21 protein-coding genes and 1 pseudogene are annotated in these 24,407 nt (G+C 63.3%); 7 read left to right on the top strand and 15 right to left on the bottom strand.

What is annotated here, in order from left to right; all coding sequences use genetic code 11:
• Positions 1–44: 44 nt before the first annotated feature.
• Complete coding sequence (locus JQ600_RS33360; protein WP_212270279.1) at positions 45–938, bottom strand: LysR family transcriptional regulator; 894 nt, start codon at positions 936–938, stop codon at positions 45–47.
• Positions 939–1,055: 117 nt separating this feature from the next.
• Here JQ600_RS33360 and JQ600_RS33355 point away from each other — a divergent pair, with 117 nt between their 5' ends.
• Positions 1,056–1,805: an SDR family NAD(P)-dependent oxidoreductase gene (locus JQ600_RS33355; RefSeq protein ID WP_212392153.1), complete on the top strand. Its 750-nt coding sequence runs from the start codon at positions 1,056–1,058 to the stop codon at positions 1,803–1,805.
• Between the two features lie 62 nt (positions 1,806–1,867).
• On the opposite strand, the gene JQ600_RS33350 is transcribed toward JQ600_RS33355, so the two are convergent.
• The 4 genes and pseudogenes from JQ600_RS33350 to JQ600_RS33335 form a co-directional block, all read right to left on the bottom strand.
• A complete protein-coding gene (locus tag JQ600_RS33350; RefSeq protein WP_212392152.1) occupies positions 1,868–2,956 on the bottom strand; it encodes a phospholipase in 1,089 nt (362 codons plus the stop codon).
• A 70-nt stretch (positions 2,957–3,026) separates the two neighbouring features.
• A complete protein-coding gene (locus JQ600_RS33345) occupies positions 3,027–3,998 on the bottom strand; it encodes a S1C family serine protease (RefSeq protein ID WP_212392151.1) in 972 nt (323 codons plus the stop codon).
• 166 nt (positions 3,999–4,164) lie between these two features.
• On the bottom strand, positions 4,165–5,226 hold the full coding sequence (locus tag JQ600_RS33340; protein WP_212392150.1) for a DUF2252 family protein: 1,062 nt from the start codon (positions 5,224–5,226) through the stop codon (positions 4,165–4,167).
• Positions 5,227–5,382: 156 nt separating this feature from the next.
• Positions 5,383–6,899 (bottom strand): annotated as a pseudogene (locus JQ600_RS33335) (AMP-binding protein).
• A gap of 545 nt (positions 6,900–7,444) precedes the next feature.
• On the opposite strand from JQ600_RS33335, the gene JQ600_RS33330 reads away from it, so the two are divergent.
• Entirely contained in the window at positions 7,445–8,248 is an 804-nt protein-coding gene (locus JQ600_RS33330) for a Crp/Fnr family transcriptional regulator (protein ID WP_212392149.1), read from the top strand.
• A 16-nt stretch (positions 8,249–8,264) separates the two neighbouring features.
• On the opposite strand, the gene JQ600_RS33325 is transcribed toward JQ600_RS33330, so the two are convergent.
• From JQ600_RS33325 to JQ600_RS33315, 3 genes are all read right to left on the bottom strand, one after another.
• Positions 8,265–8,471 carry a hypothetical protein gene (locus JQ600_RS33325; RefSeq protein WP_212270272.1) on the bottom strand — a complete coding sequence of 69 codons (207 nt, stop codon included), beginning with the start codon at positions 8,469–8,471 and terminating at the stop codon, positions 8,265–8,267.
• Between the two features lie 25 nt (positions 8,472–8,496).
• Complete coding sequence (locus JQ600_RS33320) at positions 8,497–8,709, bottom strand: hypothetical protein (protein WP_192738344.1); 213 nt, start codon at positions 8,707–8,709, stop codon at positions 8,497–8,499.
• Between the two features lie 212 nt (positions 8,710–8,921).
• Positions 8,922–9,491 (bottom strand): phasin family protein, encoded by a 570-nt coding sequence (locus JQ600_RS33315; protein ID WP_249136215.1) that lies wholly within the window; start codon positions 9,489–9,491, stop codon positions 8,922–8,924.
• Between the two features lie 328 nt (positions 9,492–9,819).
• On the opposite strand from JQ600_RS33315, the gene JQ600_RS33310 reads away from it, so the two are divergent.
• Positions 9,820–10,257 (top strand): YybH family protein, encoded by a 438-nt coding sequence (locus JQ600_RS33310; RefSeq protein ID WP_249136214.1) that lies wholly within the window; start codon positions 9,820–9,822, stop codon positions 10,255–10,257.
• Between the two features lie 171 nt (positions 10,258–10,428).
• On the opposite strand, the gene JQ600_RS33305 is transcribed toward JQ600_RS33310, so the two are convergent.
• Positions 10,429–11,025, bottom strand: coding sequence for a cysteine dioxygenase family protein (locus JQ600_RS33305; RefSeq protein ID WP_212490314.1), 597 nt, complete (start codon positions 11,023–11,025; stop codon positions 10,429–10,431).
• Between the two features lie 748 nt (positions 11,026–11,773).
• Between JQ600_RS33305 and JQ600_RS33300 the strand changes: the two genes are divergently transcribed.
• The 4 genes from JQ600_RS33300 (at position 11,774) to JQ600_RS33285 (ending at position 17,086) form a co-directional block, all read left to right on the top strand.
• Complete coding sequence (locus tag JQ600_RS33300) at positions 11,774–13,192, top strand: M20 family metallopeptidase (protein ID WP_212392146.1); 1,419 nt, start codon at positions 11,774–11,776, stop codon at positions 13,190–13,192.
• 43 nt (positions 13,193–13,235) lie between these two features.
• The gene (locus JQ600_RS33295; protein ID WP_212490313.1) at positions 13,236–14,105 is read left to right on the top strand and encodes a peptidyl-alpha-hydroxyglycine alpha-amidating lyase family protein; all 870 of its coding nucleotides are present in this window, start codon (positions 13,236–13,238) and stop codon (positions 14,103–14,105) included.
• Between the two features lie 16 nt (positions 14,106–14,121).
• Positions 14,122–15,690 (top strand): GMC family oxidoreductase, encoded by a 1,569-nt coding sequence (locus JQ600_RS33290; protein ID WP_212392144.1) that lies wholly within the window; start codon positions 14,122–14,124, stop codon positions 15,688–15,690.
• 265 nt (positions 15,691–15,955) lie between these two features.
• Complete coding sequence (locus tag JQ600_RS33285) at positions 15,956–17,086, top strand: hypothetical protein (RefSeq protein ID WP_212392143.1); 1,131 nt, start codon at positions 15,956–15,958, stop codon at positions 17,084–17,086.
• A 116-nt stretch (positions 17,087–17,202) separates the two neighbouring features.
• Here JQ600_RS33285 and JQ600_RS33280 read toward each other — a convergent pair whose 3' ends face one another.
• The 6 genes from JQ600_RS33280 to JQ600_RS33255 all read right to left on the bottom strand — a co-directional run bounded on the left by JQ600_RS33280 (position 17,203) and on the right by JQ600_RS33255 (position 24,403).
• Positions 17,203–17,703, bottom strand: coding sequence for a GrpB family protein (locus JQ600_RS33280; protein ID WP_212392142.1), 501 nt, complete (start codon positions 17,701–17,703; stop codon positions 17,203–17,205).
• 111 nt (positions 17,704–17,814) lie between these two features.
• A complete protein-coding gene (locus JQ600_RS33275) occupies positions 17,815–18,372 on the bottom strand; it encodes an HNH endonuclease (protein WP_192738334.1) in 558 nt (185 codons plus the stop codon).
• 217 nt (positions 18,373–18,589) lie between these two features.
• Positions 18,590–19,558, bottom strand: a complete 969-nt coding sequence (locus JQ600_RS33270; RefSeq protein WP_212392141.1) for a peptidyl-alpha-hydroxyglycine alpha-amidating lyase family protein — start codon at positions 19,556–19,558, stop codon at positions 18,590–18,592.
• Between the two features lie 142 nt (positions 19,559–19,700).
• Positions 19,701–21,482: an NAD(P)/FAD-dependent oxidoreductase gene (locus tag JQ600_RS33265; protein ID WP_212392140.1), complete on the bottom strand. Its 1,782-nt coding sequence runs from the start codon at positions 21,480–21,482 to the stop codon at positions 19,701–19,703.
• Between the two features lie 105 nt (positions 21,483–21,587).
• Entirely contained in the window at positions 21,588–22,670 is a 1,083-nt protein-coding gene (locus tag JQ600_RS33260; RefSeq protein ID WP_212392139.1) for a DUF2855 family protein, read from the bottom strand.
• Positions 22,671–22,876: 206 nt separating this feature from the next.
• The gene (locus tag JQ600_RS33255; protein ID WP_212490312.1) at positions 22,877–24,403 is read right to left on the bottom strand and encodes an acyl-CoA synthetase; all 1,527 of its coding nucleotides are present in this window, start codon (positions 24,401–24,403) and stop codon (positions 22,877–22,879) included.
• Positions 24,404–24,407: the final 4 nt, after the last annotated feature.

Genomic DNA, 24,407 nt, shown 5'->3' with positions numbered 1-24,407 from the left:
ATGATGCGCAAACAACGCAGCTTTGAGAGGAAAGTTCCGCCCGGCTATCTGCCGATCCGGCTCATGCGTTCCACAAGGAAATCGACGAATAGTCGCGCCCGCACCGGCAATTGCCGGCCAAAGGCGTGCACGACGTGCATCGGAACCGACGGCATCGCGACGCCAGGCAGTATTTCGACCAACCGACCGGCAGCAAAATCGTCCTCGACGGCGAAGCGGAGCACCTGCGCGATGCCGGCGCCGTGAAGGGCTGCGTGATACAGCGTAATGCCGTCGTCTGAATCAAGCGCGCCTTCCGGCGTGATGGTGGTGCCATCGGCGAAAGCAAACGGATAGGGCTTTCCGGCGAGCAGATAGCGCAGACAACCATGCTGGCGCAGATCTTCGACGCTGCGGGGCACGCCGCGCGCGGCGACGTAACCGGGCGAGGCGATCATCACCAAGGCAAGATCGGCCAGCTTGCGCGCCGTCAAATCGGTATCGGCGAGATCGCCGATGCGCAACGCGACATCAAAACCTTCCCGGATCAGATCGGCATGGCGATCGCTGACGCTGAGTTCGAGTTTGACGTTGGGATGCCGCGCCAGGAAGGCTTGCGACCATTCACCGACCAGCGTTCGCCCGACAAACACCGGCGCGGTCACGCGCAACAGGCCGCGCGCGCTTTCGGCCATCTGCACGACGTCCTCGGCGTCCTCGATCGCGCGGAGGAGCGGCGCGACGCGCTCGTAATAGGCCGCACCCTCGGTGGTGAGGTTCAGCGTCCGCGTCGATCGCTGCAGCAGCCGAACCCCGAGCCGCCGCTCCAGCCGCCCCACGCTTTTCGAGACGGCCGATGCGCTGGAGCCGATGGCGCGGCTGGCGTTCGAGAAGGAGCCGGAATCCACGGTTCGCACGAACGCGACCAGACCGGCGGTTTTCTCCAGAATTGTCGTCATTTCCGAATTCCAGGCACAAATCTTGCGATCAATTTGATCCTAATAAGCCATTTGATCCGAAGTAGATAGCCGGTCACAAGACGCCGGCAATTGGGCCGGCCCGTCAGGAGAATCCAAATGAGTGACCTCAAGGGCAAGGTGGCGATCGTCACGGGGGCGTCGAAAGGCATCGGCGCCGGCATCGCGAAAGGTTTGGCCGCGGCCGGCGCCACTGTCGTGGTGAACTATGCGTCCAGCCGCGAAGGCGCCGATCGCGTCGTGGCTGACATCACGGCGAGGGGCGGCAAGGCGATCGCGGTGCAGGGTGATGTTGCTGATGCCGCCGACGTCAAGCGCCTGTTCGAGCAGACCAAGGCTTCGTTCGGCAGGCTGGATGTGCTGGTGAACAATGCCGGCGTCTATCAGTTCGAGCCGCTCGAGAAGGTGACCGAGAAGGAATTTCACCGCGAGTTCAACACCAACGTGCTGGGAACGCTGCTGACCATCCAGCAAGCGCTGAACTATTTCGGCCCGCAGGGCGGCAGCGTCATCAATATCTCGTCGATCGCGAGCCTCAATCCGACGCCGGATTCGGTGATCTATTCCGCCACCAAGAGCGCGGTCGATTCGATCACGCGCAGCCTGGCGAAAGAGTTCGGTGCACGACAAATCCGCGTCAACGCCATCGCGCCGGGAGCCACGGCATCGGAAGGGCTCGAGAGCGCCGGCCTGCTGGGAGGCGAAGTCGAAAAGCAGGTGATCGGCATGACGCCGCTCGGCCGCTACGGCCAGCCCGACGACATCGCGAAGGTGGCGGTGTTCCTCGCGTCGGATGATTCGGCGTGGCTGACCGGCGAACGTATCTCGGCGTCCGGCGGTTGGCGCTAACCCGGCCCACGACTTGCGGGCGTTCGCCGTTCAAATGCGACCGAACGCCCGCATTACTGGAATCATTCGCCGCGCAGCCAGGCCAGCATTGGCGCGTTCATTTCGCGCGGGTAGGTGTGGCTGAGATCATCCAGCTCGCGATAGGCCACCTTGGCGCCTGCCGCCGACAGTAATTGCCGGGTTTGCCGCGCCACCTGTACCGGAAACATCCAGTCGAGCTTGCCATGCACGAGGTGGATCGGCAGGCCGCGCAATCTCTCCGCATCCGCCATTTCAGCCATCAGCGGATGGAACGTCGCCGAGACCGGCGCGAGATGCGTGAAGGGCGAGGCGCTTTCGAGCCCGCTGACATAGCAGAAGGTGCCGCCGTCGCTCATGCCGGTCAGCAGCATTTTTGTCGCGTCGATATTCCAGCGTGAGCGCACCTGTTCGAGGATGCGCATCAGGTTCGGCGTGTCGGTGTCTTCGCCCATCAATGCCCAGGTACTTTTGCTGTTCGAAGCGTTTCCGGTCGCGGTCGGCGCGATCAGGATTGCGCCGTGGCTTCGCGCGTCGCGCAGCCAGCTCCACAGAAAACCGCGGCCATTGCCGCTGCCGCCATGCAGCGCCATCACCAGCGGCCAGGCACGATCAGGCGTGTAATATTCCGGCACATAGAGCGAGAAGCCACCGCGGCTGCCGGGCTCGTTATGGTCGTGAAAGATGCCGGTGTTTTCATTGGCCGGTTGCGCCAGCCGTGCGGCGAGATCGGCATCCTCGCGGAGCGAAGGCTCGACAAAGAACTCGCTGACCGGCGGCAATTTTTCGACCAGCGCATAGAGCGCCTCCTGCGCGCGCGGCGAATAGCGCAGCGAGCGAAACACGCTGACCAGGTCGCCATTGCCGTTCTGCACTTCGCGTAACCCTGCGAAGGCGGCCAGCGCCGCGTCGCTGGCGGTCTCGAGCGCGGTCCTGATATCGTTGAATTCCGCGGGCCACTGCGAAAGCTGCGGGCGCACCGCGCGCAACGCCTCGTCCGGCGTGCCGGCAGCTTCCATCACGCGGCCGAAATCCGGCGGGTTCAGGTGGCGTGCGACGAAGCCGAGCGCTTCGAGCGATTGCAACAGCGGCGGCAACACGGCCACGATGTCGTCCACCACGGCCTCGCTCATCGCGCATTCCCTGATTTAATGAAGCCTGGTGAGGCCTTGTCTCAGTGCAGTCTTGTCAGTGCAGTCTTGTTCAGTGCAGTCTTGGCGCCTTCAGCAGCTTGGCGCGTTCGACCGAGGTCAGCACCACGTCGAAAGTGACGCCCTCATGATAGACCGTGAGCGGCACGTCGACGCCGGCAGGGCCCAGCGACCAGAGTTTTCGGTAGAAGCCGGTCTGGCTGGTGATCTTGTCGCCGTTGATCGCGAGGATGACGTCGCCGGTCTTGATTTCGGCGCGCGCCGCCGGACCCTTGCCGGCAACGCCGACCACCACGATGCGGTTGTCGATCTCGGTCGAAAACATCCCGAGCCATGGCCGCGCCGGCTTGTTGACGCGGCCGAATTTGCGTAAGTCGTCGAGCACCGGCTTCAACAGGTCGATCGGCACGATCATGTTGACGTGTTCGGCCTTGCCCTCGCGCTCGCGTTCGAGCTGCAGCGAGCCGATGCCGATCAGCTCGCCCCGGCCAGAGATCAGCCCGGTGCCGCCCCAGTTCGGATGCGCGGGGTGGGTGAAGAGCGCTTCATCCAGCAGATATTCCCAATAGCCGGCGAATTCCTGCTTGGCCGCGATCTGGCTCGCAACCGATCGCGTGCGGCCGCCGGCGCCGCCGAGCACGACGCGGTCGCCGACCCTTGTGATGGCGGAAGAGCCGAGCGGCAGCGGCTCGATGTCGAGACGCCCGAGCGCCTGCACCAGGCCGAAGCCGGATTCGAAGTCGAAGCCGAGCGGATGGCCCTGCATCACGCGGCCGTCGCCCAGATGCAGCCACACGGTCTCGGCCTCGGTGATGAGATAGCCGATGGTCAGCACCAGGCCGTCGTCGATCAGCACGCCATTGCCGGCGCGCTCGGTGCCGAGCGTTTCCGCGCTGAAGGCGTCGGCGGGGATAATCGAATGCAGCCCGACCACCGAGGCCAGTGCGCGGTCGAGATCAAAACTGTAATCGCCCGGGCGCGGCTGGTTGGCCGGCGGCACTTTCCATTCGGTCAAAGAGGGCATGAAGGGTCTCCCATACGGTTGCGCGCAGCTAACCAACGCCGCGCAACCCGAATAGATCATGGTCCTGTCAGCGGCAGCCTTTGCTGGATTATATCAGCGAAACGGCCGCGGATCGAGATCGCGGATCGTACGCGGGTTTGCGATCCGCGCACCGATGGAACGCGCGTCAGCTCCGCCATTCCTGATAATCGCGCTTGACTTTGTCGGCCGCAACCGCTGCGGCGGCGTTCAGCCAGCCGCGCGGGCGTTTCGCAAGGTCGGCCTGCAGCGCCTCGACCGGCACCGCGCCTGCCGCGTGGACCGACGCCACTTCCAGTCCCATCGCCTCCAGCAGTTTGATGTGCAATTTCTTGCCGGCGGCATCACCCAGCTCGATCTTGCGGGAATCGGCGGCGACGCGCCGAAAGATGAATTGATGGCGCACGTCGAGAAACGGATCCGGCGCGCGATACCGGCTGTTTGCCAGTGTCAGGAAATACGATTTCCCGGATTTTTGGCCGGTGGCATATGTCCACGCCGAGGGCACCAGCGCCTTGGCCTCGCGCAATACCTGCCCGCCGCGCCAGTCGCCGACCGCCACGTAACGCGGCCGCCCCAGGCTGCCGCCACCCTTGTAGAGCAGGCGGCACAATCGGATGCTGTTTTTGTCCACGCCGTCAGGCAGGCTTTCGATCAGCGCTTTGGCGATTGCGGGCGGCGGCCTGTAATCCGGGTAGTCGGCAACTTCCTTCCAGAACTCCTTCAGCTTGTCTTCCTCAGGCTCGGCATAGGGCCGCAACCAGCTTTGCGCTTCGAACAGCAGCGCCGGCCGCGGGTTTTCGAGGCCGTCGCGATAGCCCCTGAGCAGGGCGCTGGCGGCATGCCTGGGATCGACCGCCGGATTCGGCGCAAGCTGGATGCTGGCCGCAAGCCGGACCAGATCGAGCACATAGGGCATGACGGCGGCCTCGTCGAAATCGTTGACGCCCCAGACCAGGCGGCCGTCCGCATCGCGCCAGGTCCCGAAATTCTCCAGATGCAGATCGCCGACCGAAAGCAATTGCGGCGCATCCATCAGCTCCGGACACCAGTCGCCGATTTTTCTGGCCCAGCGGAAATAGGTCGCCCGCAGAAAGATGAAGGGGTTCTTCTTCATCCGTTTGTGCTTGTAGGCGATATCCTTTTTGACGACGTCGCACTGCGTGGCGAGCCAGGCCTCGTAAGCCTTGTTATCCTTGCGGAAAGACATGTCATATCCCCATGCGGTGCGGCCGATCGACATTTGGCACGCGATCGGAGCATCCTACCGCAGGATGTGAGGTGTTAAAATGTCGCGAAAAGCGAGAGTGGGCTTTTTTGCATTCTTAGTACGGTCGCTGCCGTCGGACCTGCTCCACTCCGCTCCTCACTCCGCCTTGGCCCGCGCCCGCGCCGGCAATATCCGGAACGCGCGATTCTCCTTCAGCCAGGCGGCGCGCTCGTCGCGCAGCAGGGTGCGGCGGACCTTGCCGGAATCATCGCGCAGGCCGAAATTGACCACTTCAAAACTTTCCGGGTGCTTGTAGCGGCTGAGCAGGTCGGAGAGGAAATCGCCCATGCCGTCGGCGACCGATTGCGCGTCGGTGTCGGGCCCAAGTTCCAGGATTGCGTGGACGCGCTGGCCGAATTCCGGATCGGGCAGGCCGACCGCAACGCAGGAGCGAACTAACGGATGCGCTGATACCGCAGCCTCGATTTCGGCCGGGTAGATGTTGGCGCCGCCGCGCAGGATCATGTCGGCGAGCCGGTCGCCGAGATACAGATAGCCGTCGGCGTCCAGCCTTCCGATATCGCCGAGCGATTCCCAGCCGTCGGCGCGGCGCTTTGGTTCGGCGCCGAGATAATGATAGCTGCTGCCGGCGCCGTCATTGGGCAGGAAATAGATTTCACCGGTCTCGCCGGTCGGGACCTCGTTGCCGTCCTCGCCGATGATGCGCAGGCGGGAGGTCTCGGCGATCTTGCCGACCGATCCCCTGTGTTCGAGCCATTCGACGCCCGAAATGATGCATGCGCCCTGCGCTTCGGTGCCGCCATAGAGCTCATAGATGCGCTCGGGCCCGAGCCATTCGATCCATTTCTCCTTCAGCCATGGCGGCATCGGCGCCGCCATGTGAAACACGATTTGCAGGCTCGACAGATCGTAGCGGCTCCGCACCTCGCCCGGCAGCGCCCAGATCCGGTGCATCATGGTCGGCACGAAATTGACCCACTGCACCCGGCTCTCTTCGATCAGGCGCAAGCTTTCCTCGGCATCGAACTTGACGAGGCCGGTGACGCGCCCGCCATGGAACAGCGCGGTGTGCGAAACAATGAAGGGCGCGTTGTGGTAGAGCGGCCCGGGGTTGAGCAGGGAAGCGCCGAGCGGCATGCCGAGCGCGGCGGGGCCCGCAGTATCGATTACGGCGGGCCGGTGGTCGAGGATCACCTTCGGCCGGCCGGTCGAGCCGCCAGAGGTGATCGCCTTCCAGTAGCGCGCCACCGGGTTGTCGATCGGATCTCCGGAAAATCCCTCCGGCATGAAGTCAATCGGAAGCGCGTTGGGCGCATTCCAGTCCGGCTGGCCGCCGACGACAAGCGAAGGCTTGAGAATCTCCAGCACCGCAGCCGCCTCGCCGCGCGGCAACCGCCAGGTCAGCGAAGTCGGCGTCGCGCCGCATTTCCATACCGCAAACGTGGTCTCGAAAAACGCGTTGCTGTTGGGCAGGCCGATGGCGACGAAATCGCCGGGCTTGACCCCCTTGGCGGCAAAGGCGCGGGCACGGGCGTTGGCGTTGCGCTCCAGCTGCTCCCAGCTCAGCGTCTCGGCGCCATGGCTGACGCGATCGTGTCTTTCGGTTTGCGCTCGGCATACCAGCGCGGCACGTCGGCAAGGGGGATCAGCATGGGGCGGTTCCATTGCGGGGCGTCTTGATGCCGCTCTTGTGTTTCGTATCAGGCGGCATAGGGCCACCGCTGGCACTTCGCCAACAGGAGACATTGTCACTCAAGACGGGCGCGGCGTCCATATTGCCGCAGATATCCCCGATCGCGAGCGTTCACCTCATTGCGCGGCTCGGGCGCCTGACCGCCGACGGCTTCCGTTCAACGGACATTCCCGCGGTTCACCGTCATGTCTCAAAAGTGCTACCTGCCGATATCGCAATGGGCTCGCGCACCGATAGGTCGCGTCCGCTTCCGTCGTGTGCCGTGCGCCGGAATTGGAACCACGCGTTCCGCATTACTACGGTGGTACTCATGCGCATTTTGTTGTTGCGTCCGGTGCATTTGCATCTAACTCTTCGCGACGCTGCGAAATCCACATCGCGGCCGACGCTTAGAGTCTTGTTGTTGGGAGCAAATTTTTTGTCGAGAGTAAAAGCGTACCAAGGTGAGTTTGATCTCGGAGCAAGATCGCCGTTTCGCGACGCTCCAGATGAGGAAGGCCGCGAATGTCTCATCGCGGGCTTCCTTCAGTGAAGCCTCTGGGCGGAACTGGTAACCGCCTTCTTGCAGCGCTGGCGCCGTCGGACCTCGACCTGCTGGGGCCCGTGCTGGAGACGGTCGCGCTCGATCCGGACGCGGTCATTTCGCGAGCGGGTGACCCGATCGAGGATGTCTTTTTCCCTCATAGCGGCGCCATCTCGCTGATGATCGACATGGCGGACGGACAGACGGTTGCCACCGCCGCAGTCGGGCGCGAGGGCGCAATAGGCATTCTTTCAGTGCTCGGGCCGTCACCTTCGGCCGTTACCGCGGTCGTTCGTGCGGCGGGCATCGCCTCGCGGATTCCCGCGTCGCGCTTTCACGCCGCTTTCAATCGCAGTCCGGCGATCCGGCACCTGGTCCAGAATCACGTCAGGGCGATGCTGGTACAGTTCCAGCTCGGCTCGGCCTGCAATGCGCTGCACCCGGTCGAAGCCCGCATGGCCCGCTGGCTGCTGCAGTTTCGCGACCGCATCGACCACGACGTTCTCCCGCTCACCCAACAGGCGTTGTCGCAGATCCTTGGTGTGCGACGAACGACGGTGACCCTCCTGATGGGCAAACTGCGCGCTTCCGGAGCGATCAGGTCCGATCAACGAGGCCGGATCGAGATCGACCGATCGCGGCTCGCGGCGGCCTCGTGCGAATGCCACGGCACCATGCGTCTCGAAGTCGAGGAGATCTTTTCGTCGAACACGGGCCGATCACGCGCGGCGGCCGCGCCCGCTGCTGTGCGCATCCCGGAAACTGAATCGGGCGATGTCGTGTGAGCGGGCGGCCGCCGACCTAGCCGCGCTGCGACTGACCGTTGCGTCGTTTCTTCCCGTTGTGTCGTTTCTTCGCCTCGAGTTTGGCAAGCTCGTGCAGCACTTTCGCGGTCTGGCGCAGCTCGTTGCGCGCGGGGCCCGGTTTCAGCCGTCGTGCTTCTTCAAGAAAATCCTTGGCCTGCAGCAGCCAGGTCGACGTTTCAGTTGAGATTTCCATGCGCGCCATGGTGTCCCCCATTGCGCAGCGACGGTCAGGCGCTGGAGCCCGCGCCGAGACGCCGCGTCCGGATGCTCGGCTCGTGGACCCAGGCTTCCCGTGCGAACCAGTCGTGATAGGTGCTGCAGATCGGACAATGGGTGCGCGAGAAGAACACCGCGCTACGTCCAAAGCTCTCGCGATCGATCTTGATGCCGGTGGGAATCGCGCGTCCGCTTTGCGGACATTTCACCATAACCATACCCATGTTTCCCTCCCTTGAAATGGTACTTGCTGTCTTTGCAGCAAAAGTACCGGCCGGTTGGATTTGCGCCTCTTGTCGGTGCGGTGACTGGGGGGCATAGCGCACCTGTGCCTTTGTTTGATCGAGCATGGGGTGGGCATGCTCGTTGCTGGGCTTAATCCAACCGGCCGGATCCCTCCTGAACGAATCCTCTATGTGAATGGAGCGCCGTTTTTTTAGCCGGCTTTGTGGAGAATCTTGGTGAAGTGATCTCTGATCGGCTCACCCGTTTCCGTCGCAAGCTTCTGGGCAAGGGCCAGCAATTCCTTGTTCTGGCCGGATGCGGCGTCGAAGGTCTTGCGCGCCTGCGACGCAGATAAGGTAAAGACATCCGAAACGGATTTGCTGCCCAGCAGATTGACGAAGAAATCGATCGCGGAGGCGGCATTGGCGTTTGAGATTTCGAGCACCTTCAGCCCGTAGTCGGTGGTGCTTCTGGCGTTGCTCGAATAGCTCTCGCGCAGCGCGTCCGTCATCCCCTTTGACGCGACCATCATCTTCTCGCAACCTTCCCGCGCGCGGGCAAAACCCTGCTCGGCCAGCTCGAAGCTCACGCCAGGCAACGCGATCTTCGGGAGTTCCAACAGCGGCATCCCGAATACATTCGTTCCGTTCGGTACAATTTTCGTTTCGCTTTCACTCACTGCGGCATCACCTTTCTCAAGCGAAAGCCCTTTCCCGAGACGCTCGCTTGCGTCACGAGAGCTCACGCTCCGTGTTCGATCTGCTTTTTTGATGAGCTTCAATCCAGCCCCGCACCACTGTGCCCTGCGAAAACGGGGCGGTCGGTTCGATTTGCGACTCTCGATTAAAATTTTTTCGATGATGTCAATTCACACCATCGTATATAGGTATGGTTAACGGGGATGATGTTGTGAATTGAGTGGACACTGCGAGGCGCGGGCTTTCGTTCGTTTCCGCCGCTGTCCTGGGCGGCCGCGTCGCCCAGGGGTAACCCAATAGGGCGCGTCTCAGGGGCATGCTCGTGCGGTAAAATTGCTGCCGATCGGCATGCACGCAGTATCGGAGCGGAAGCCGAGATGCGCGAACCGACCGGGGAATTGCATTCAAAAAATGGAGATGATCATGAGCAGGATGGCACAGGTGATTGCATTCGTGCTGGCGTTGATCGGACCTGCGTCGGCACAGAAGGCGGAAATCGAGGCGACAAACGCCAAATGGATCGAATTCTTCAACAAGGCGGATTTCGCCGGGATCGCATCATTCTATACCGCTGATGCCATCGCACTTCCGCCCGGTGCTGCGATGGTGCAGGGACGAGCGGCGATCGAGGCAATGTGGAAAAGCATGGCCGAACAAGTTGGCGATCCGAAACTCACAGTGCTGGACGTCAAGCCGCTCGGCCCCTCTGCGGCACGCGAGATCGGGAATTTCAGCCTGAAGACGAAGGGCCCGACGCCACAGGAAGTGAGCGGGAAGTATGTTGTAGTTTGGGAAAAGATCGGAAATGACTGGAAAATGACGACCGATATCTGGAACGATGGCAAGTAGGCTCCTCGCGGTTGTTGGCTGACAACACTCCGCTCGTGATGCTTTGGCTCGCCGCTGCAATCATGTTGGTCAGGTCATCCTGGCCCGCAACGGTAACGCTGGCACTCCAGGTCCCATTACCGCTCGGTTATGGCTCGGCAATCCAGGTCCGAAAGTGCCAGAAGCGGAACTCTAACTTATTCTTCGTTTGGTCAGGACCTGCGTCCGCGCGTACCCGTCGTCGGCGACCCTGATCACGTAGGGCTTCTCAAGTTTGCGCTCTACATCAAACTCGGAGCGTCCAGTGTAGTTGATGTGCCGGCCGTAAGTGTGCAGCGACATCGAGATGCCTGTTCCAACGTTCCGGACGCTATGTATGTGTTCAGGATAACAACAGGCAGTGTCACCAGCGGTCATCACTTGTTCACCGCTGCGCTTCAGGTCGGCATAGCCGGGCTTGCCACCGTCATCGCGCCGGTCGTAGTTGATCTCTTGTTCCTGGCCTTCGATACCGACCACCACGGCCCAGGTTTTGTGGTTGTGCGGGGTGGTGCCGCGGTTAGGCAGCCACGATACCAGGAAAACGGCCAGATCGTGATTGGGCTCTTCATGGAGCATGTGAACGCCGAAGCCTTGCTCGGCATCGCATTCACGATATTCGGGGCGGCGTAGTTCCGGCGATTGCGCAAATTTCTTGGCGAGCGGTACAACTAGGTCCGTGATTTCAACTGGATCAGAATGCTGAGCAGTAATCTCCCGCAGGTCACGCACATACTGGTCGAGGGTCATTGCATCTACCTCCAGGGTTTCAAGGCGTTGCAATCCGGACGAAGTTTACGACGTTCGCTGCGAAACTCAATGTCTGCTCCGGGTCTGCAAGAAGCCGACCTGCGCTTGATGGGTGTGTGGGGATACCTCCGTGTTGCCCGACGGGCAAATCATTTTCGGTTTTCAGAAATCGTGTCAAGCCCTGAAATGAAAAATATTTCTGTTTACCAGAAGCAGAATCAGGTGCATATATTCGCCCATCCCGTCCTCCTCAGAAGGGCGTCGGCCGTCGTCACGGACGTTGGACGGGTTGCGGTGGACGCTGGTTTACGCTGAGACGATGGCGTGGATTAGCGTACGGCAAAACCGTGTGGTCCTGGCACCCGTTGCAGGTGTCAAGCTGTCGGGTAGGCGAGAGCCGAACGGCAGCGACGGAGTCAACCAAGAACTCGTCTCCGGGGAGAGCGCGGCATAAGCCGTAAAGCCATTGCGCAGGGAAGGCCGGGTGTTCTCCGCTGCCCTGTATGCTCGTGTGCAGCCTACTTAGTGCAAACCGCACACGGGACCGCGGGTGCAGCGCGCACCCGGTCTTCCCTGCGCCCTCTGTATTTAGGGCGGGAAGTTTCTGCCAAAGCTCGGACGCATCGCGTCGCGAGATCGCTGGCGCATGTATGCCTCGCCAGCCGCATGGCAGGTCACCCGCCCGGCGCTAGGCCGGGTCAGGCGAAGCTGATACGATTTCATCCAAACAACGATCGGGGACCGTAGCATGGACAATCGCAGCGACATCTGGCGGGGCATTGACGTCATCAAGCCGCGCTTCATCGATTTGGCCGACAGGGTCTGGGCGATGCCCGAGGTCTGCTACACCGAGGCGCGCTCTGCCGCCGAACATCTGGCCGAACTGCGCCATCAGGGTTTCCGCATCACCGAGAATGTCGCCGATATTCCCACCGCCCTGATGGGCGAATGGGGCGAGGGCGGTCCCGTGATCGCCTTCCTTGGCGAATATGATGCGCTGCCCGGTCTCAGCCAGGAGGCGGGCGTCGCGGAACATCGCCCCATCGAGACCGGCGGCCATGGCCATGGCTGCGGTCACAATCTGCTGGGTTCGGCGGCACTGCTCGCTGCCACCGCCGTCAAGGATTGGCTTGCCGCGAGCAAGACGCCCGGGCGCGTGCGTTATTACGGCTGCCCCGCCGAAGAAGGCGGTGCGGCGAAAACCTTCATGGTGCGCTCGGGCGCCTTCGATGATGCCGACATCGCCATCACCTGGCACCCCAACAGTTTCTGGGAAGTCGCGGTGACGCCGTCGCTCGCCAACACCCGCGCCGATTTCATCTTCACCGGGCGCGCCTCGCACGCCGCGGTCTCGCCGCATCTCGGCCGCAGCGCGCTCGACGCCGTGGAGCTGATGAATGTCGGCGTCAACTACATGCGCGAGCACATGCCGAGCGAAGCCCGCGTGCATTACGCGCTGCTCGACACCGGCGGCATTGCCCCCAACGTGGTGCAGGCCCACGCCCGCGTGCGCTATTCGATCCGCGACCGCGACCTGCCCGGGATGAACGCGCTGGTGGGGCGCGTTCACAAGATCGCGCAAGGCGCCGCGCTGATGACCGAAACAAGTGTGGAGATGCGGATCATTTCCGCCGTCTCCAATGTTCTGGACAACACCCCGCTCGAGCAAACCCTGCACCGCATCATGACGGATCTCGGCCCCCCGCATTTCGACGAGGCGGACAAGGAATTCGCTGCGAAGATACGCGCAACCCTGACCGACAAGGACATCGCCTCCGTCTATCATTCGATCGGCATGGATCCGACCGACCGGCCGCTGGCCGATTTCATCGTGCCGCTGGATGCCAAACGCAATCCCCAGATCGGCTCGACCGATGTCGGCGATGTCAGCTGGGTGGTCCCGACCGTTCAGGTCCACGCCCCGACGGTCGCCATCGGAACGCCGTTTCACACCTGGCAGATCGTCGCCCAGGGCAAGAGCCCGCATGCCCACAAGGCCATGGTGCAGGCCGCCAAGGCGATGGCCGCGCTCGGTGTCCAGGCGCTGGGCGAGCCGGAGCTGATCGCAGCCGCGAAAGCCGACCTCAAGAAGCGCACCGCCCGCACGCCCTATGTCTGTCCGCTGCCGGATAACGTCGCGCCGCCGCTGGATATGTCGTTGGGTTGAGCGGGCCCTGGCGAGCGAACTTTTCGCATGAGGGGCGGCGCGAATGGAATCCCCACCACTTCCCTACGTCGCGGTTGCCGAATCGTTCAAGCTGCCGCCGGGCATGAATTTTCGCGGCACGTCGGGCGTTGCCTTCAATTCCAAAGGCAACATCTTCGTCATCCATCGCGGGCTGATGCCGCTGATGGAATTCGATCCCGACGGCCATTTCATCCGCGGGTTCGGCGAGGGCATGTTCGAACGCTCGCACGGCCTGCGGATCGACGCGCAGGATAATATCTGGGCAACCGACGTTGCGGCGAACCGGGTCTACAAGTTCAATCCGTCCGGTCGGCTGGAAATGGTGCTCGGCGTCAAGGGCCACACCGGCGAGTGGCATCCGTTCGGGCACCTGCGACTGTTCCACGAACCGAACGAGGCGGTGGTCGGCCCGACCGGCGACATCTTCGTGCTGCAAGGGCACGGCAAGGGCACGTCGTGCGTGATCAAGTTCGATCCTGACGGCAATTTCATCAAGACCTGGGGTGGCAACGGCAAGGGGCCCGGTGAATTCGACCTGCCGCACTGCCTGGTGTTCGACGCGCAAGGGCTGCTCTACATCGCCGACCGCAGGAACGAGCGCATCCAGGTGTTCGACGCCGACGGCAATTACATCCGCTGCTCGCAGCATCCCGGCGCGCCTTGCGGGCTGTTCATGGGCGACGATCAGCACATCTGGCTGGCGGCCGGTCACACCGGCCAGATCATGAAGCTCGATCTGAACGGCAAGGTGGTGGGGATGATATCAGGCGCAGGGCAGGGCAAAACGCTCGGTAAGTATGGTGAAGCCCATTACATCGCTGTGAGCCCGCGCGATGAGATCTTCGTCGCCGACACGCTGAACTGGCGCATCCAGAAATATGTGAGGGAATGACTGCCGGTGAAAGCGCATGATTGACGAAGAATACGACACGATCATCATCGGCGGCGGCTCCGCCGGCGCCACGCTGGCCGCGCGCCTCAGCGAGGACCCCGCCCATCGCGTGCTGCTGCTCGAGGCCGGGCAGGATTTTCGCACCGCCGACACGCCGGAGCACATCCAGATCCCGAACCCGATGCGCGCCATCGGCGATGATAATTTCCGCTGGCCCAAGCTCCTGGCGAGGCGAACCGAGCGGCAGGCGCCGCGCCTGCTGTGGCGCGGGCGCGCCATGGGCGGCAGTTCCACGATCAACGGCCAGATCGCCATCCGCGCGATGCCTGACGATCTCGACCGCTGGGAAAGAAGCGGCTGTGAGGGATGGGGCTGGGACGCGATGCTGCCCTGGTTCTGCAAACTGGAGACCGACAAGAATTTTCCGGACGCGGCCTATCACGGCGATCGCGGCCCGATCCCGGTGTATCGCGCGCCGGTGCCGGATTGGGGAAACGTGGACCGGGCGCTGCGCCAGTCCGCGCTCGGCCTCGGCTATGGCTGGTGCGACGACCACAACGCGCCTGATGGCACCGGTGTGTCGCCCTACGCCATCAACAGCGAGGCCGGGCGCCGCGTCTCCACCAATGACGGCTACCTCGAGCCGGCGCGCGGCCGCGAGAATTTGCGGATCGTCGGCGATGCCCTGGTCGAAGGAATCGAATTCGAAGGCAACCGGCTCCACGCCCGCGCGGTCCGGGTTCGCATCGGCGGCAAATCATATGCGCCCACGGCGAAGTATGAGGTGATCCTCTGCGCCGGTGCCATTCACTCTCCCGCCATTCTGCAGCGCTCCGGCATCGGCCCCGCGGCATTGCTGGAAGGGTTGGGCATCCCTGTTCTGACCGACCTGCCGGTCGGCGAAAACCTGCTCGATCATCCGATCATGGATGCGCTGCTGCATCTGCGCGAGCACGGCCAGGTCGGCACGCTGATGCACCGGCACACCAATTGCTGCCTGCGCTACAGCTCCGGCCTCCAAGGCGCCGGTGAGAACGACATGATCATGATCGCCGGCAACCTCGCCCGCGACGTCAATCAGACGGCCAGCACCGCGCGCGGCCGCATCGCGGTGTCGGTCTACCAGGCGTTCAGCCAGGGCCACGTCCGCATCACCACGTCAGACCCGACCATCGATCCGGCGGTGGAGGAGCGTATGCTGTCCGACCGCAGCGATCTCATTCGTATGCGCGACGGCGCGCGCCGCCTGCGCGAGATCTGCCTGCAGCCCGCCATCACCGACATCGCCCACCGTGTCGAGTATGGCGCCACCGGACGCTCGATGGACGAGGCGCTCGGCGACGCCGAACTCGACGACTGGCTGTTCACTGAGTGCAGCGACGCCCAGCACGCCAGCGGCACCTGCCGCATGGGCGCAGCCGACGACCCGCGCTCGGTAGTTGATCCCGAATGCCGCGTGATCGGCTGCACAGGCCTGCGCGTCATCGACGCCTCCATCATGCCCGAAGTCCCGCGCGCCAACACGCATCTGACGACGGTCGCGATCGCCGAGCGAATGGCGGACAGGTTGAAAGGGGAGAGGTGAGAGGAAGGCCGACGCCAGCCGGGCGTCAGGTGAACTGCCGGCAGGATGCATTCCCGGGTTGCGCATCGGCGGAAAACTGGCTATTGGGACGGCTCCGCAACGCCATCGATGGAGGCGACCATGTTTACGTCTGCGCGCTTCCCGGGTTCGATACGCGATATTTGACGCGCGTCCCGGGATTCAAACCCCGGGTGAAACATCCAAATCCTCAACGCGATCGAATCTTGGCTGCGGACCTCTGAGTCCGCGCTCCGGAATTGTTGTCATGACTTCGAATCTGTTGCTGGCCCCTCGCCGGGAGGCCGCGCGCTCCGACCTGCTTGAACGTCGGCTCCGGAGATATCATCCCCGGTTCCAGGGAGAGGTGCGTGTTCTGGCAATGCGGCACTCGCGCATTGCGGACCTTGCCGCGAGCTTTCCCGCGCTTCTCTTCGCGCTGGCCGTCCCGCGGCCCGGGCTCGATCCCGCGCCGGCGCTCGCGCACGTCGTCGATGGCCTCGGTCTAGCTGAGGCGGCGGTGGCGGCCGATGTGCCGATGTGGCTGCGAAAGGTGCCGCCGGAGGCGCTCACGCGTCCGATCCGGAGTTTGCCTGACGGCGAGCTGTTTCGCCGGCAGATCGCGAACCATTTTCCGCGCTCGCCCAGGCTCGCCCCGATTTGGCTGCAGGTCGTGGCTGATGTTGCCGATCTCGCGCATGAGGCGGCGGCGGTGTGGATCGCGCGCGAGCTTGTCCGCGAGCAGCGGCGTGTGAATCCGGCCCGATTGCGGCTGATCAGTCTCTGGTCATGGTTTTCCGGCCAGCCGGCAACGTACGGGCACGGGCTGATCGGCAAGCCGTGGACGCCGGACATGCGCATCGGTCCGGCCCTTGCGGCTGCAGACGACTGGCGAATGCTCATCGCATTGCAGGTGAATCTCGGTCGCCTGCCGATCAGCGACATGTGGCTCCGGACCGGTCGCGTGGCCGGTTATGATTTCCTGCCCTTGGACACCATCGTCGCTATCGCCGAAGAAGCGGACGCCATGCGGAATTGCCTGCACACCTATGGCTACAACCTGGCGCATAATCGCTCGCGGCTCTGGAGCGTTCGGCGCGACGGGGAGCGCGTTGCCACGCTGCGCGTTGCTTCGCGATATCGCGATCCGCTGCCGAATATCGTCGAGCTCAAAGCCGCTGGGAACGCAGAGGTGCCGCGAGAGCTGTGGTGGGCGGCGCGTCAGTGGCTGCACTTGCATGACCTGTCGCATGTCAACATGGGGGCGCGTGACTGGGGCACGGCGCCGCTCGACCGCGCCGCTTGGCAATCGCTCTGGCGACCATATTGGATCGCGAAGCGCCGTATCCCGGAATGGCTGCCGATGGCACCATCGCGCGGCGCGCTTGAAGCGTTGTGAATTCGAGCGCGCAATTGCCGGTTGCCCGCCGAATCGCAATGGTTCCTTGGTCCGAACGGAGCGTGCATGCGCGGACGTGCCGGCCACCAGTCGGCCTGGTGCGCTAGCGCAGGTTCTCACTCGAGGCCGGCGAGAAGGGAGTTGATAAACGGCGCCTTGTCCGCAAGATACTTGTGAATGCCGTCGGCATTTTCGCGTTCGAGGGCGAGCTTCAGTTCCTGATACCTCAACCGATCGGCCGGATGCCGGCGAAGATGGTCTCGGAATTTGAGCATTCGCGCGATGGCCGGATGGCCTTCGCGGCAAACGTGGAGCTTGTGCGTGCGGACGCCGCCGACATCCCGCTTGAAGAAATGGTGGCCTTGCGAAAGGTCGCCGCCGCGCCGGTAGCCAAGCGCTTCAAATGCCCGGGTCCACTCCTCGGGAACGCTGCCGGATGTGACCACGGCCAGGATGTCGATCTCAGGTTTCGCCGCCAATCCCGACACGGCTGTGCTGCCGACGTGATGGATCTCCTGCAATGCCGATCCGAAGGTAGGAGACAATCGCTCGGCTTCCTCCGCATACCGTTGCGGCCACTCGGGATCGTAGGGCGTGATCGAACTCGTAAGGGGCATGGGAAAGCCAGGCCGCGGCGTACCCGCTTATCTCAGATTGAATTATCGGAAACTCACAGCGCCGGAAAGCGTGGCACTCATTTGATTCCCGCGATAACAGCGTCCCCGGCTCTACGGATCGAGCTCGGTGTCCCAATACAAATAGTCGAGCCAGCTATCGTGCAGATAGTTCGGCGGGAACAGGCGCCCGTTGCGGTGCAGTTGATGCACGGTCGGTGCGAACGGGTGTTGCCTTGGGAACATCCGCGCCTGCTGCGGCGTCAAATTGCCCTTGCGCAGATTGCACGGCGAGCAGGCCGCGACGACGTTCTCCCAGGTGGTCTGGCCGCCCTTGCTGCGCGGGATGATGTGATCGAAGGTGAGGTCGTCATGCGCCAGGCAATATTGGCAGCAGAACCGGTCGCGCAGGAAGACGTTGAACCGGGTGAAGGCGGGATGCGTGGTCGGCTTGACGAAGGATTTGAGCGACACCACGCTCGGCAGCTGGATCTCGAAGCTCGGGCTGTGCACCGCGCGGTCGTAATGCTCGACGATGTTGACGCGGTCGAGGAACACCGCCTTGATCGCGTCCTGCCACGACCAGAGAGACAGCGGGTAGTAACTCAGCGGCCGGAAATCCGCGTTCAGCACCAATACCGGCCAACCGCCTTGCGAGACGTGTGCGTTCAAGAAACGCTCCTGACTCCCATGTTAGCTGCGAAGCAGCATGCGCCCTGCATACTACAGGCAGCGTGACGGGATTGTGAAGAGCGTTCCGGGCCTTATCCAGCATATGCCGCCCACGAATCGCCACGATTCCGCGGGCCTCCAAGGCATCTCCAGGGGCAGGCATCGGCGGTCAATCCATCGTGATCGGGCGTGCCAGCCTCGAGCCGCGCGGCCGGTCCTACACCTTCTCCAGCTTCTGCAGGCAGCGGCCGACGCCGACCTCTGACGGCATCGGCGTGTCCGGAAAGCTGGTCTTCCAGTTGGTGACGCCGACCTCGCCGACATAGATGTCGCCCCTGGAATCCAGCGCCAGGCCGTGGGGGGCGAGGAATTTGCCGGTCTCGATCCCCGGGCCGTCCTCGCCGCCGAGCCGGGCGATCCGCTGGCCCTTGGCGTCGACGATGGAGAGTCGCGGCCCGAGATTCGGTACCTTGAGGTTGACCGGCATGCCGGGGCCGAGCTCGCCGACAATGAAGGTGGGATGCTTGCCGCCGCAGCAATGCAGCGCGCAGGGCCGGTGCAAATTGTTCCACTGGGTCTCGTATTTGCCGTTGCCGTCGAACACTTGCACGCGGTGGTTTTCGCGGTCGGCGACGTAGACGAAGCCGTCCACGTCGGTTGCGATGTTGTGGACGATGTTGAACTGGCCGGGATCGGAGCCCGGCTCGCCCCAGCTCTTCAGCAGCTTGCCGTCGGGTGTGTATTTGTGGACGCAGGCATTGCCGTAACCATCAGAGACATAGATCTCGCCCTTCGGCGACAGCGCAGTATGGGTGCAGCGGTGGAACGGCTCGCCGCTCATATACGGCTTTGGCCGGTTCGGGATGCCGATCGTCAGCAGCACCTTGCCGTCGACCGAGCACTTGCGCACGGTGTGGTCGCCGTCATCGGTGCAATAGAGATTGTCGTCGGCGTCGATGTGCAGCCCATGGGCGCGGTTGAACAGCCCTTCGCCCCAACTCCTGAGGAAATTCCCCTCGCGGTCCAGCACCACCATCGGGTGGGCACCGCGGTTGAAGACGTAGATGCGGTCGCGGCTGTCGACCGCGACGGAAGCGACGTCGGAGAGGCTCCAGCCATCGGGCAGCTTCGCCCAGTTCTCCACCACGCGATAACGGTGTTCGCCCGAGCCCAGAATGGATGGCATGTTTATTCCCCCATTGTTGCTGTCATTCCGGGATGGTCCGAAGGACCAGACCCGGAATCTCGAGATTCTCCGATGTGCAATTGCACATCGTAGTTCGTGCTTCGCACGCCACGGAATGACGGCGTTGGTTTGGTTGATGGATTCACGCGCTGGCCGCCGCCGGCTTGGCACCGCGCGGCAGCAACCCTTCCTCGATCGCCTTGATCTGCAGCGCCAGATGTTTCGATCCGATGCGGCATTGCGCGAGGCCGCCAGCGATGAACCACAGGCCTGGCTGGCCGGTGCGGGTGTACATGTTGCGCAGTTCCTGGCCGTCGCCAAAGCCCCAGATGGTGCCGACGCGGTTCATGACGGGTTCGCCGAACAATAGCCGCACCAGCTCTTCCTGCCGCTTGTAGCCGGTCGCCAGCACGACGAGATCGGCGGCGATGGTCTCGCCGTCCTTCATGTCAGCGCCATCGGTGACAAAGCCTTCGACGTCGGCGAATTGCTTCAGAGCGATGTCGCCTTTGACGATCAAATCGGAGCAGCCGACGTTGAAATAATAACCGCCGCCGCGGGTGAGGTATTTGAACTGCCAGCCGGTGTTATCCTCGCCGAAATCGAGCTTGAAGCCCGCGCGCGCCAGCCCCTCCAGCAGCTCCTTGTCGAGCTCCTTTGATTTCTCCGTGGTCAGCGCGTGGCTCCTCCGCGCCACCTTCAGCGGCATCGAGGTCGCGATCAGATCGTTGTCCTCGAGCGTGCCCTCATTGTAGGGCGCGTACACCAGCTGCGCCGAGGGCTCGATGCTGACGACCAGCGTCGATGAGCGCTGAAACAGCGTCACCTCGGCGCCGCTGGAATGCAGATCCTGCGCGATGTCGTGGCCGCTATTGCCGGTGCCGATCACGATCGCGCGCTTGCCCTTCCAGTTCTCGCCGTCGTCGTACTGGCTGGAATGCATCACAGTGCCGCGAAAATCCCTCAGACCGGCAATCTCGGGCCGGCTCGGAATGCCGCTGACGCCGGTCGCCAGCACGACATGGCGCGGATGCATGGTGCGCGTGCTGCCGTCGGCGCGCCGCAGCGTCACGGTCCAGCGTTGCGCCGTCTCGTCGTAGCTGCCGCCCTCGAACTCGGTCTCGGTCCAGAAGTTCAGCTCCATGGCTTCGACATAGGCCTCGAACCAGTTGGCGAGCTTGTCCTTCGGAATGTAAGTCGGCCAGTTCGGCGGGAAGTACATGTAGGGCAGGTGGTTGACCTGCACCTGGTTGTGCAGCGTCAGCGCGTGGTAGCGCTTGCGCCAGTTGTCGCCGATGCGCTTCTCGCGATCGACGATCAGCGTATCGACATTCAATTGCTTCAGCCGCGCCGCGATCGAGAGGCCGGATTGTCCGCCGCCGATCACCAGCACGGTCGGATCATGCTCGGCATAGCCGGAAGAAGCCTTGCGCAGATCGAGCCAGTTGGGGCCGCGGAAATCGCGCGAATAAGCGTTGCCGCGCGGCCGCGCGACGCCGATCTGCTCCTCAAAGCCCTTGAGCTCGCCGAGTTCGGTCAGCAGCGTCCAGGCCTTCAGAACGTTGGCGGCATCCGGGATCAGCCGGATGATGCCGCTGCCGCGTCCGACTTTGGTCTCGAACTTGAAGATCGCCTCGATCGCGTTGGTGCCCGCGCGCATCACCTTGCGCGGGGCGGCGCGGTTGGGATCGACCGCAAATCCAACAGGGCCAGCGGCCGGCGCGTGCACGCTCAGCTCTTTCAGGATCGCGTCCGCGCCGTTGACGGTCTGGATGTTCCAGCTCAACGCCAGCACGTCGCGCCAATGGCTGTCGGCATGAAACAGCGCCTTCAGCAGGCCGCTATCGGATTTCGCCAGCGCCTCTTCGAACTGCGCCAGCCAGTTGTCGGCGGCTACCGAAATATCGTCCGTCTTGTCGAGCATGCGCGTTTCTCGTCACCGGCCGTCTATGCGGCGTTATCCCTGTTCCCGCGAGCCTATACCCATTCGGGAGGCTGCAGAAAGAGCGTGACGAGATAGCGGATATCTCTAAATCGACAGGATATGCCCCTGGTCCGGCGGCACGCGGCCGTTGAGGGTGTCGAGATAGACCTGTTGCACCGCCGCCGGTCCGCGGCCTTCGGTCACGGTGAGCCATTGATCGAGTTTCGGCGCGAAGCCGGCCCACGCTGCACCAAAGCGCGTATCGACGCCGCCCGGTCCCCATTCCTTGGCGCGCTTGCGGATATGGTCCGGCGCAAAGAACCAGCTCGGCTTGGCGCCCGGCAATTCCGGCTCTTCGGGCGACGTGCTGCGGTGGGTGAGGCCGACGCGTCCGGAATATTTCATCTGGTCGCCGAAATGCCGGTGCAGCCTTTCACGCAGCTCGCTGCTCCCGGCCATGTCGACATAAGCGACCGGCGAATCCGCAGGAAGCGATGTCACCGCGTCGTAGGTCACGACTTCGTCGTAGCAGCCGAGCGATTTGACGAATGCGACGTTCGGAGCCGAGGTCAGCCCGATCACCTTGATGCCGTCACGCCCGTGCACGAGATGCGCCAGGCCGTACGCGGTCTTGCTGGAGGCCGACGACAGCATTACGCGGCGCGCGCCATAGAAATCATTTTCGGCGAGGAAGTCGTCGACCAGGAACGACAGCATGAACAGCGGCCGCAGCAGTGCCTGATAGTCGCCCTGCTTGCCGGTGAACGCCGGATCGCCGCTGACACGGGCATAGGCGTTGTAGACCGGCGCCACGCCCTGCCGGTGCGCGGCACCGTCGCGCAAGCCCCGCTTGCTGACGTCGGCGGCCTCGATCACGAGATGCGTCGCCATCGGGAAGTAGCCGAACAGGGTTTCGCCCACGGCGACGTTCGGATGCTTCGAGGCGATCACCTCGCCAAATCCCCACACCGGAATGTTGCCGAAATCCTTTGGTGCCGGAAACAGCTGCCAGTATTTCAACGCATCGCCCATCACGGCATAGGTGACGTTGTTGGCGGTGAAGGCGAAGCGGGTGATCTTGACCAGCAGCGCGTCGGCCGGCAACGCGGCTGCGTCCGGCAGTTGCGTTTCGATCGATTTGCATTGCTGCAGATCGTTGCGGGCGACGATGAAGTCGGTGGCGTGCATGTGCTCGATCCCTGCTTGTGACGTGCGGTGATCTTTGCGCCCAACGATGAACGTTTTGCAAACAGCAATGATGTTTAAAACATCGTTCGGATCAAGCGTCGAAATGCATCCCCGTCATTGCGAGCGAAGCGAAGCAATCCACCTTTCCGCCCGGGGATAGATGGATTGCTTCGTCGCTTCGCTCCTCGCAATCACGGACAGGCGGATCACGCGATCGCCCGCAGCACGCCCTCGGCGTGGAGATCGCGCAGCTTGCGTTTAAAGATCTTGCCGGTGGCTTCGCGCGGCATCGCGTCCATGAACTGGATGTCCTTTGGCACCTTGAAGTTGGCGAGGCGGGTGCGCAGGAATTCCTGCACCGCCGCCGGCGACAGCGCGGCGTTGGTGTCAGGCTCGATGCAGGCAAACAGCCGTTCGCCGAATTCGTCGTCGGGAATGCCGAACACCGCGCAGTCGCGCACGCCGTCCATGCCGATCAGCGCGTTCTCGATTTCGGCGGGATAGATGTTGACGCCGCCTGATATCACCATGTCGCGTTTGCGATCGCACAGGAACAAATAACCGTCCTCGTCGAGATAGCCGACGTCACCGACGCTGACGAGGCCGTCGCGGCCGGCCTCGGCGCGCGCCTCGGCCTTGCCGTGGTAATCGAAATCCGGCACCGACACCTGCCGCATGAAGAGTTCGCCGGGCTCATTGACGCCGCACAGCTCGCCGTCGGGGCGGAAGATCTTGACGACGCCGCCCTCGATCGCTCGGCCGACGGTGCCGGGTTTGGCCAGCGCCTCCTCGGCCGAGTGCCACACCGGGATTCCGGTTTCGGTCGAGCCGAAATATTCGTTGATGACCGGTCCCCACCAGTCGATCATGGCGCGCTTGACCTGCGGCGGGCAGGGGGCCGCGCCATGGACGACGAAGCGCAGCGACGACAGGTCGTAACGTTGTTTCACCTCGTCCGGCAGGCGCAGCAGCCGCACGAACATGGTCGGCACCATATGCATGTGGGTGACGCGATGGCGCGCGATCAGTTGCAGCATGTCCTCGGGGTCGAAGCGCGGTTCGAGCACGATGCGGCAGCCGTTGCGAAACGCCAGCATGCCGTAGGAGCTTGGCGCCGAATGGTACATCGGGCCGTTCATCAGGACGATCTGATCGTCATCGGCCTTGATGCCGTAGGCGATGGTGCCCACGCGCGCCGAGGCCGCTTGCTGTTCCGGCTTCATCGGCTTGCGCCGCACGCCCTTGGGCAGGCCCGTGGTGCCCGACGTATAGAACATCGGCGCGCTGCCGATCGGCGACTCCTGCGATGGCGCATGGGTGTCGCGCCAGACGTCCCAGTCGGTCATGCCACCAGGGATTTGCGTCAGCGCGGGCGGAACATTGAACGCCGCGGCGATTTCCGGCGGTGTGGTCACGATCAACAGCTTGATATGGGCTGATAGCCCGTCCCTGATCTGCGGCAACAGGTCCGCGTGGCAGACCAGAATCTCGGCGCCGCTGTCGGCCAGGATATAGGCGACCTCCTCGGCCTTCAGGTGCCAGTTGATCGGAACCACCGGGCTGCCAAGCGCTGCGGCTGCGCCGGTAACCTCGAACAACGCAAAATCATTGCGCAGCATCATGGCGACCGGCGTGCCGCCGCCAAGGCCGAGGCTTTGAAATCCCGTCGCCGCGCGTGCGATGCGGTCGTAGATCTGGGGGTAGCTGATGGAACGTTCGCCGCCGATGATCACGTTG

It is taken from the genome of Bradyrhizobium sp. AUGA SZCCT0176, from assembly GCF_018130145.1.
Lineage (GTDB): Bacteria > Pseudomonadota > Alphaproteobacteria > Rhizobiales > Xanthobacteraceae > Bradyrhizobium.
Note: the sequence above shows the minus strand (reverse complement) of the source record. Positions and strands in the feature narration are given on the sequence as shown.

What these genes read in the sequence shown, in the direction of transcription:
- JQ600_RS33360 (WP_212270279.1), bottom strand. Translation starts at nt 938, where the DNA reads ATGACGACAATTCTGGAGAAAACCGCCGGTCTGGTCGCGTTCGTGCGA.
- JQ600_RS33355 (WP_212392153.1), top strand. Translation starts at nt 1,056, where the DNA reads ATGAGTGACCTCAAGGGCAAGGTGGCGATCGTCACGGGGGCGTCGAAA.
- JQ600_RS33350 (WP_212392152.1), bottom strand. Translation starts at nt 2,956, where the DNA reads ATGAGCGAGGCCGTGGTGGACGACATCGTGGCCGTGTTGCCGCCGCTG.
- JQ600_RS33345 (WP_212392151.1), bottom strand. Translation starts at nt 3,998, where the DNA reads ATGCCCTCTTTGACCGAATGGAAAGTGCCGCCGGCCAACCAGCCGCGC.
- JQ600_RS33340 (WP_212392150.1), bottom strand. Translation starts at nt 5,226, where the DNA reads ATGTCTTTCCGCAAGGATAACAAGGCTTACGAGGCCTGGCTCGCCACG.
- JQ600_RS33330 (WP_212392149.1), top strand. Translation starts at nt 7,445, where the DNA reads ATGTCTCATCGCGGGCTTCCTTCAGTGAAGCCTCTGGGCGGAACTGGT.
- JQ600_RS33325 (WP_212270272.1), bottom strand. Translation starts at nt 8,471, where the DNA reads ATGGCGCGCATGGAAATCTCAACTGAAACGTCGACCTGGCTGCTGCAG.
- JQ600_RS33320 (WP_192738344.1), bottom strand. Translation starts at nt 8,709, where the DNA reads ATGGGTATGGTTATGGTGAAATGTCCGCAAAGCGGACGCGCGATTCCC.
- JQ600_RS33310 (WP_249136214.1), top strand. Translation starts at nt 9,820, where the DNA reads ATGGAGATGATCATGAGCAGGATGGCACAGGTGATTGCATTCGTGCTG.
- JQ600_RS33305 (WP_212490314.1), bottom strand. Translation starts at nt 11,025, where the DNA reads ATGACCCTCGACCAGTATGTGCGTGACCTGCGGGAGATTACTGCTCAG.
- JQ600_RS33300 (WP_212392146.1), top strand. Translation starts at nt 11,774, where the DNA reads ATGGACAATCGCAGCGACATCTGGCGGGGCATTGACGTCATCAAGCCG.
- JQ600_RS33295 (WP_212490313.1), top strand. Translation starts at nt 13,236, where the DNA reads ATGGAATCCCCACCACTTCCCTACGTCGCGGTTGCCGAATCGTTCAAG.
- JQ600_RS33290 (WP_212392144.1), top strand. Translation starts at nt 14,122, where the DNA reads ATGATTGACGAAGAATACGACACGATCATCATCGGCGGCGGCTCCGCC.
- JQ600_RS33285 (WP_212392143.1), top strand. Translation starts at nt 15,956, where the DNA reads ATGACTTCGAATCTGTTGCTGGCCCCTCGCCGGGAGGCCGCGCGCTCC.
- JQ600_RS33280 (WP_212392142.1), bottom strand. Translation starts at nt 17,703, where the DNA reads ATGCCCCTTACGAGTTCGATCACGCCCTACGATCCCGAGTGGCCGCAA.
- JQ600_RS33270 (WP_212392141.1), bottom strand. Translation starts at nt 19,558, where the DNA reads ATGCCATCCATTCTGGGCTCGGGCGAACACCGTTATCGCGTGGTGGAG.
- JQ600_RS33265 (WP_212392140.1), bottom strand. Translation starts at nt 21,482, where the DNA reads ATGCTCGACAAGACGGACGATATTTCGGTAGCCGCCGACAACTGGCTG.
- JQ600_RS33260 (WP_212392139.1), bottom strand. Translation starts at nt 22,670, where the DNA reads ATGCACGCCACCGACTTCATCGTCGCCCGCAACGATCTGCAGCAATGC.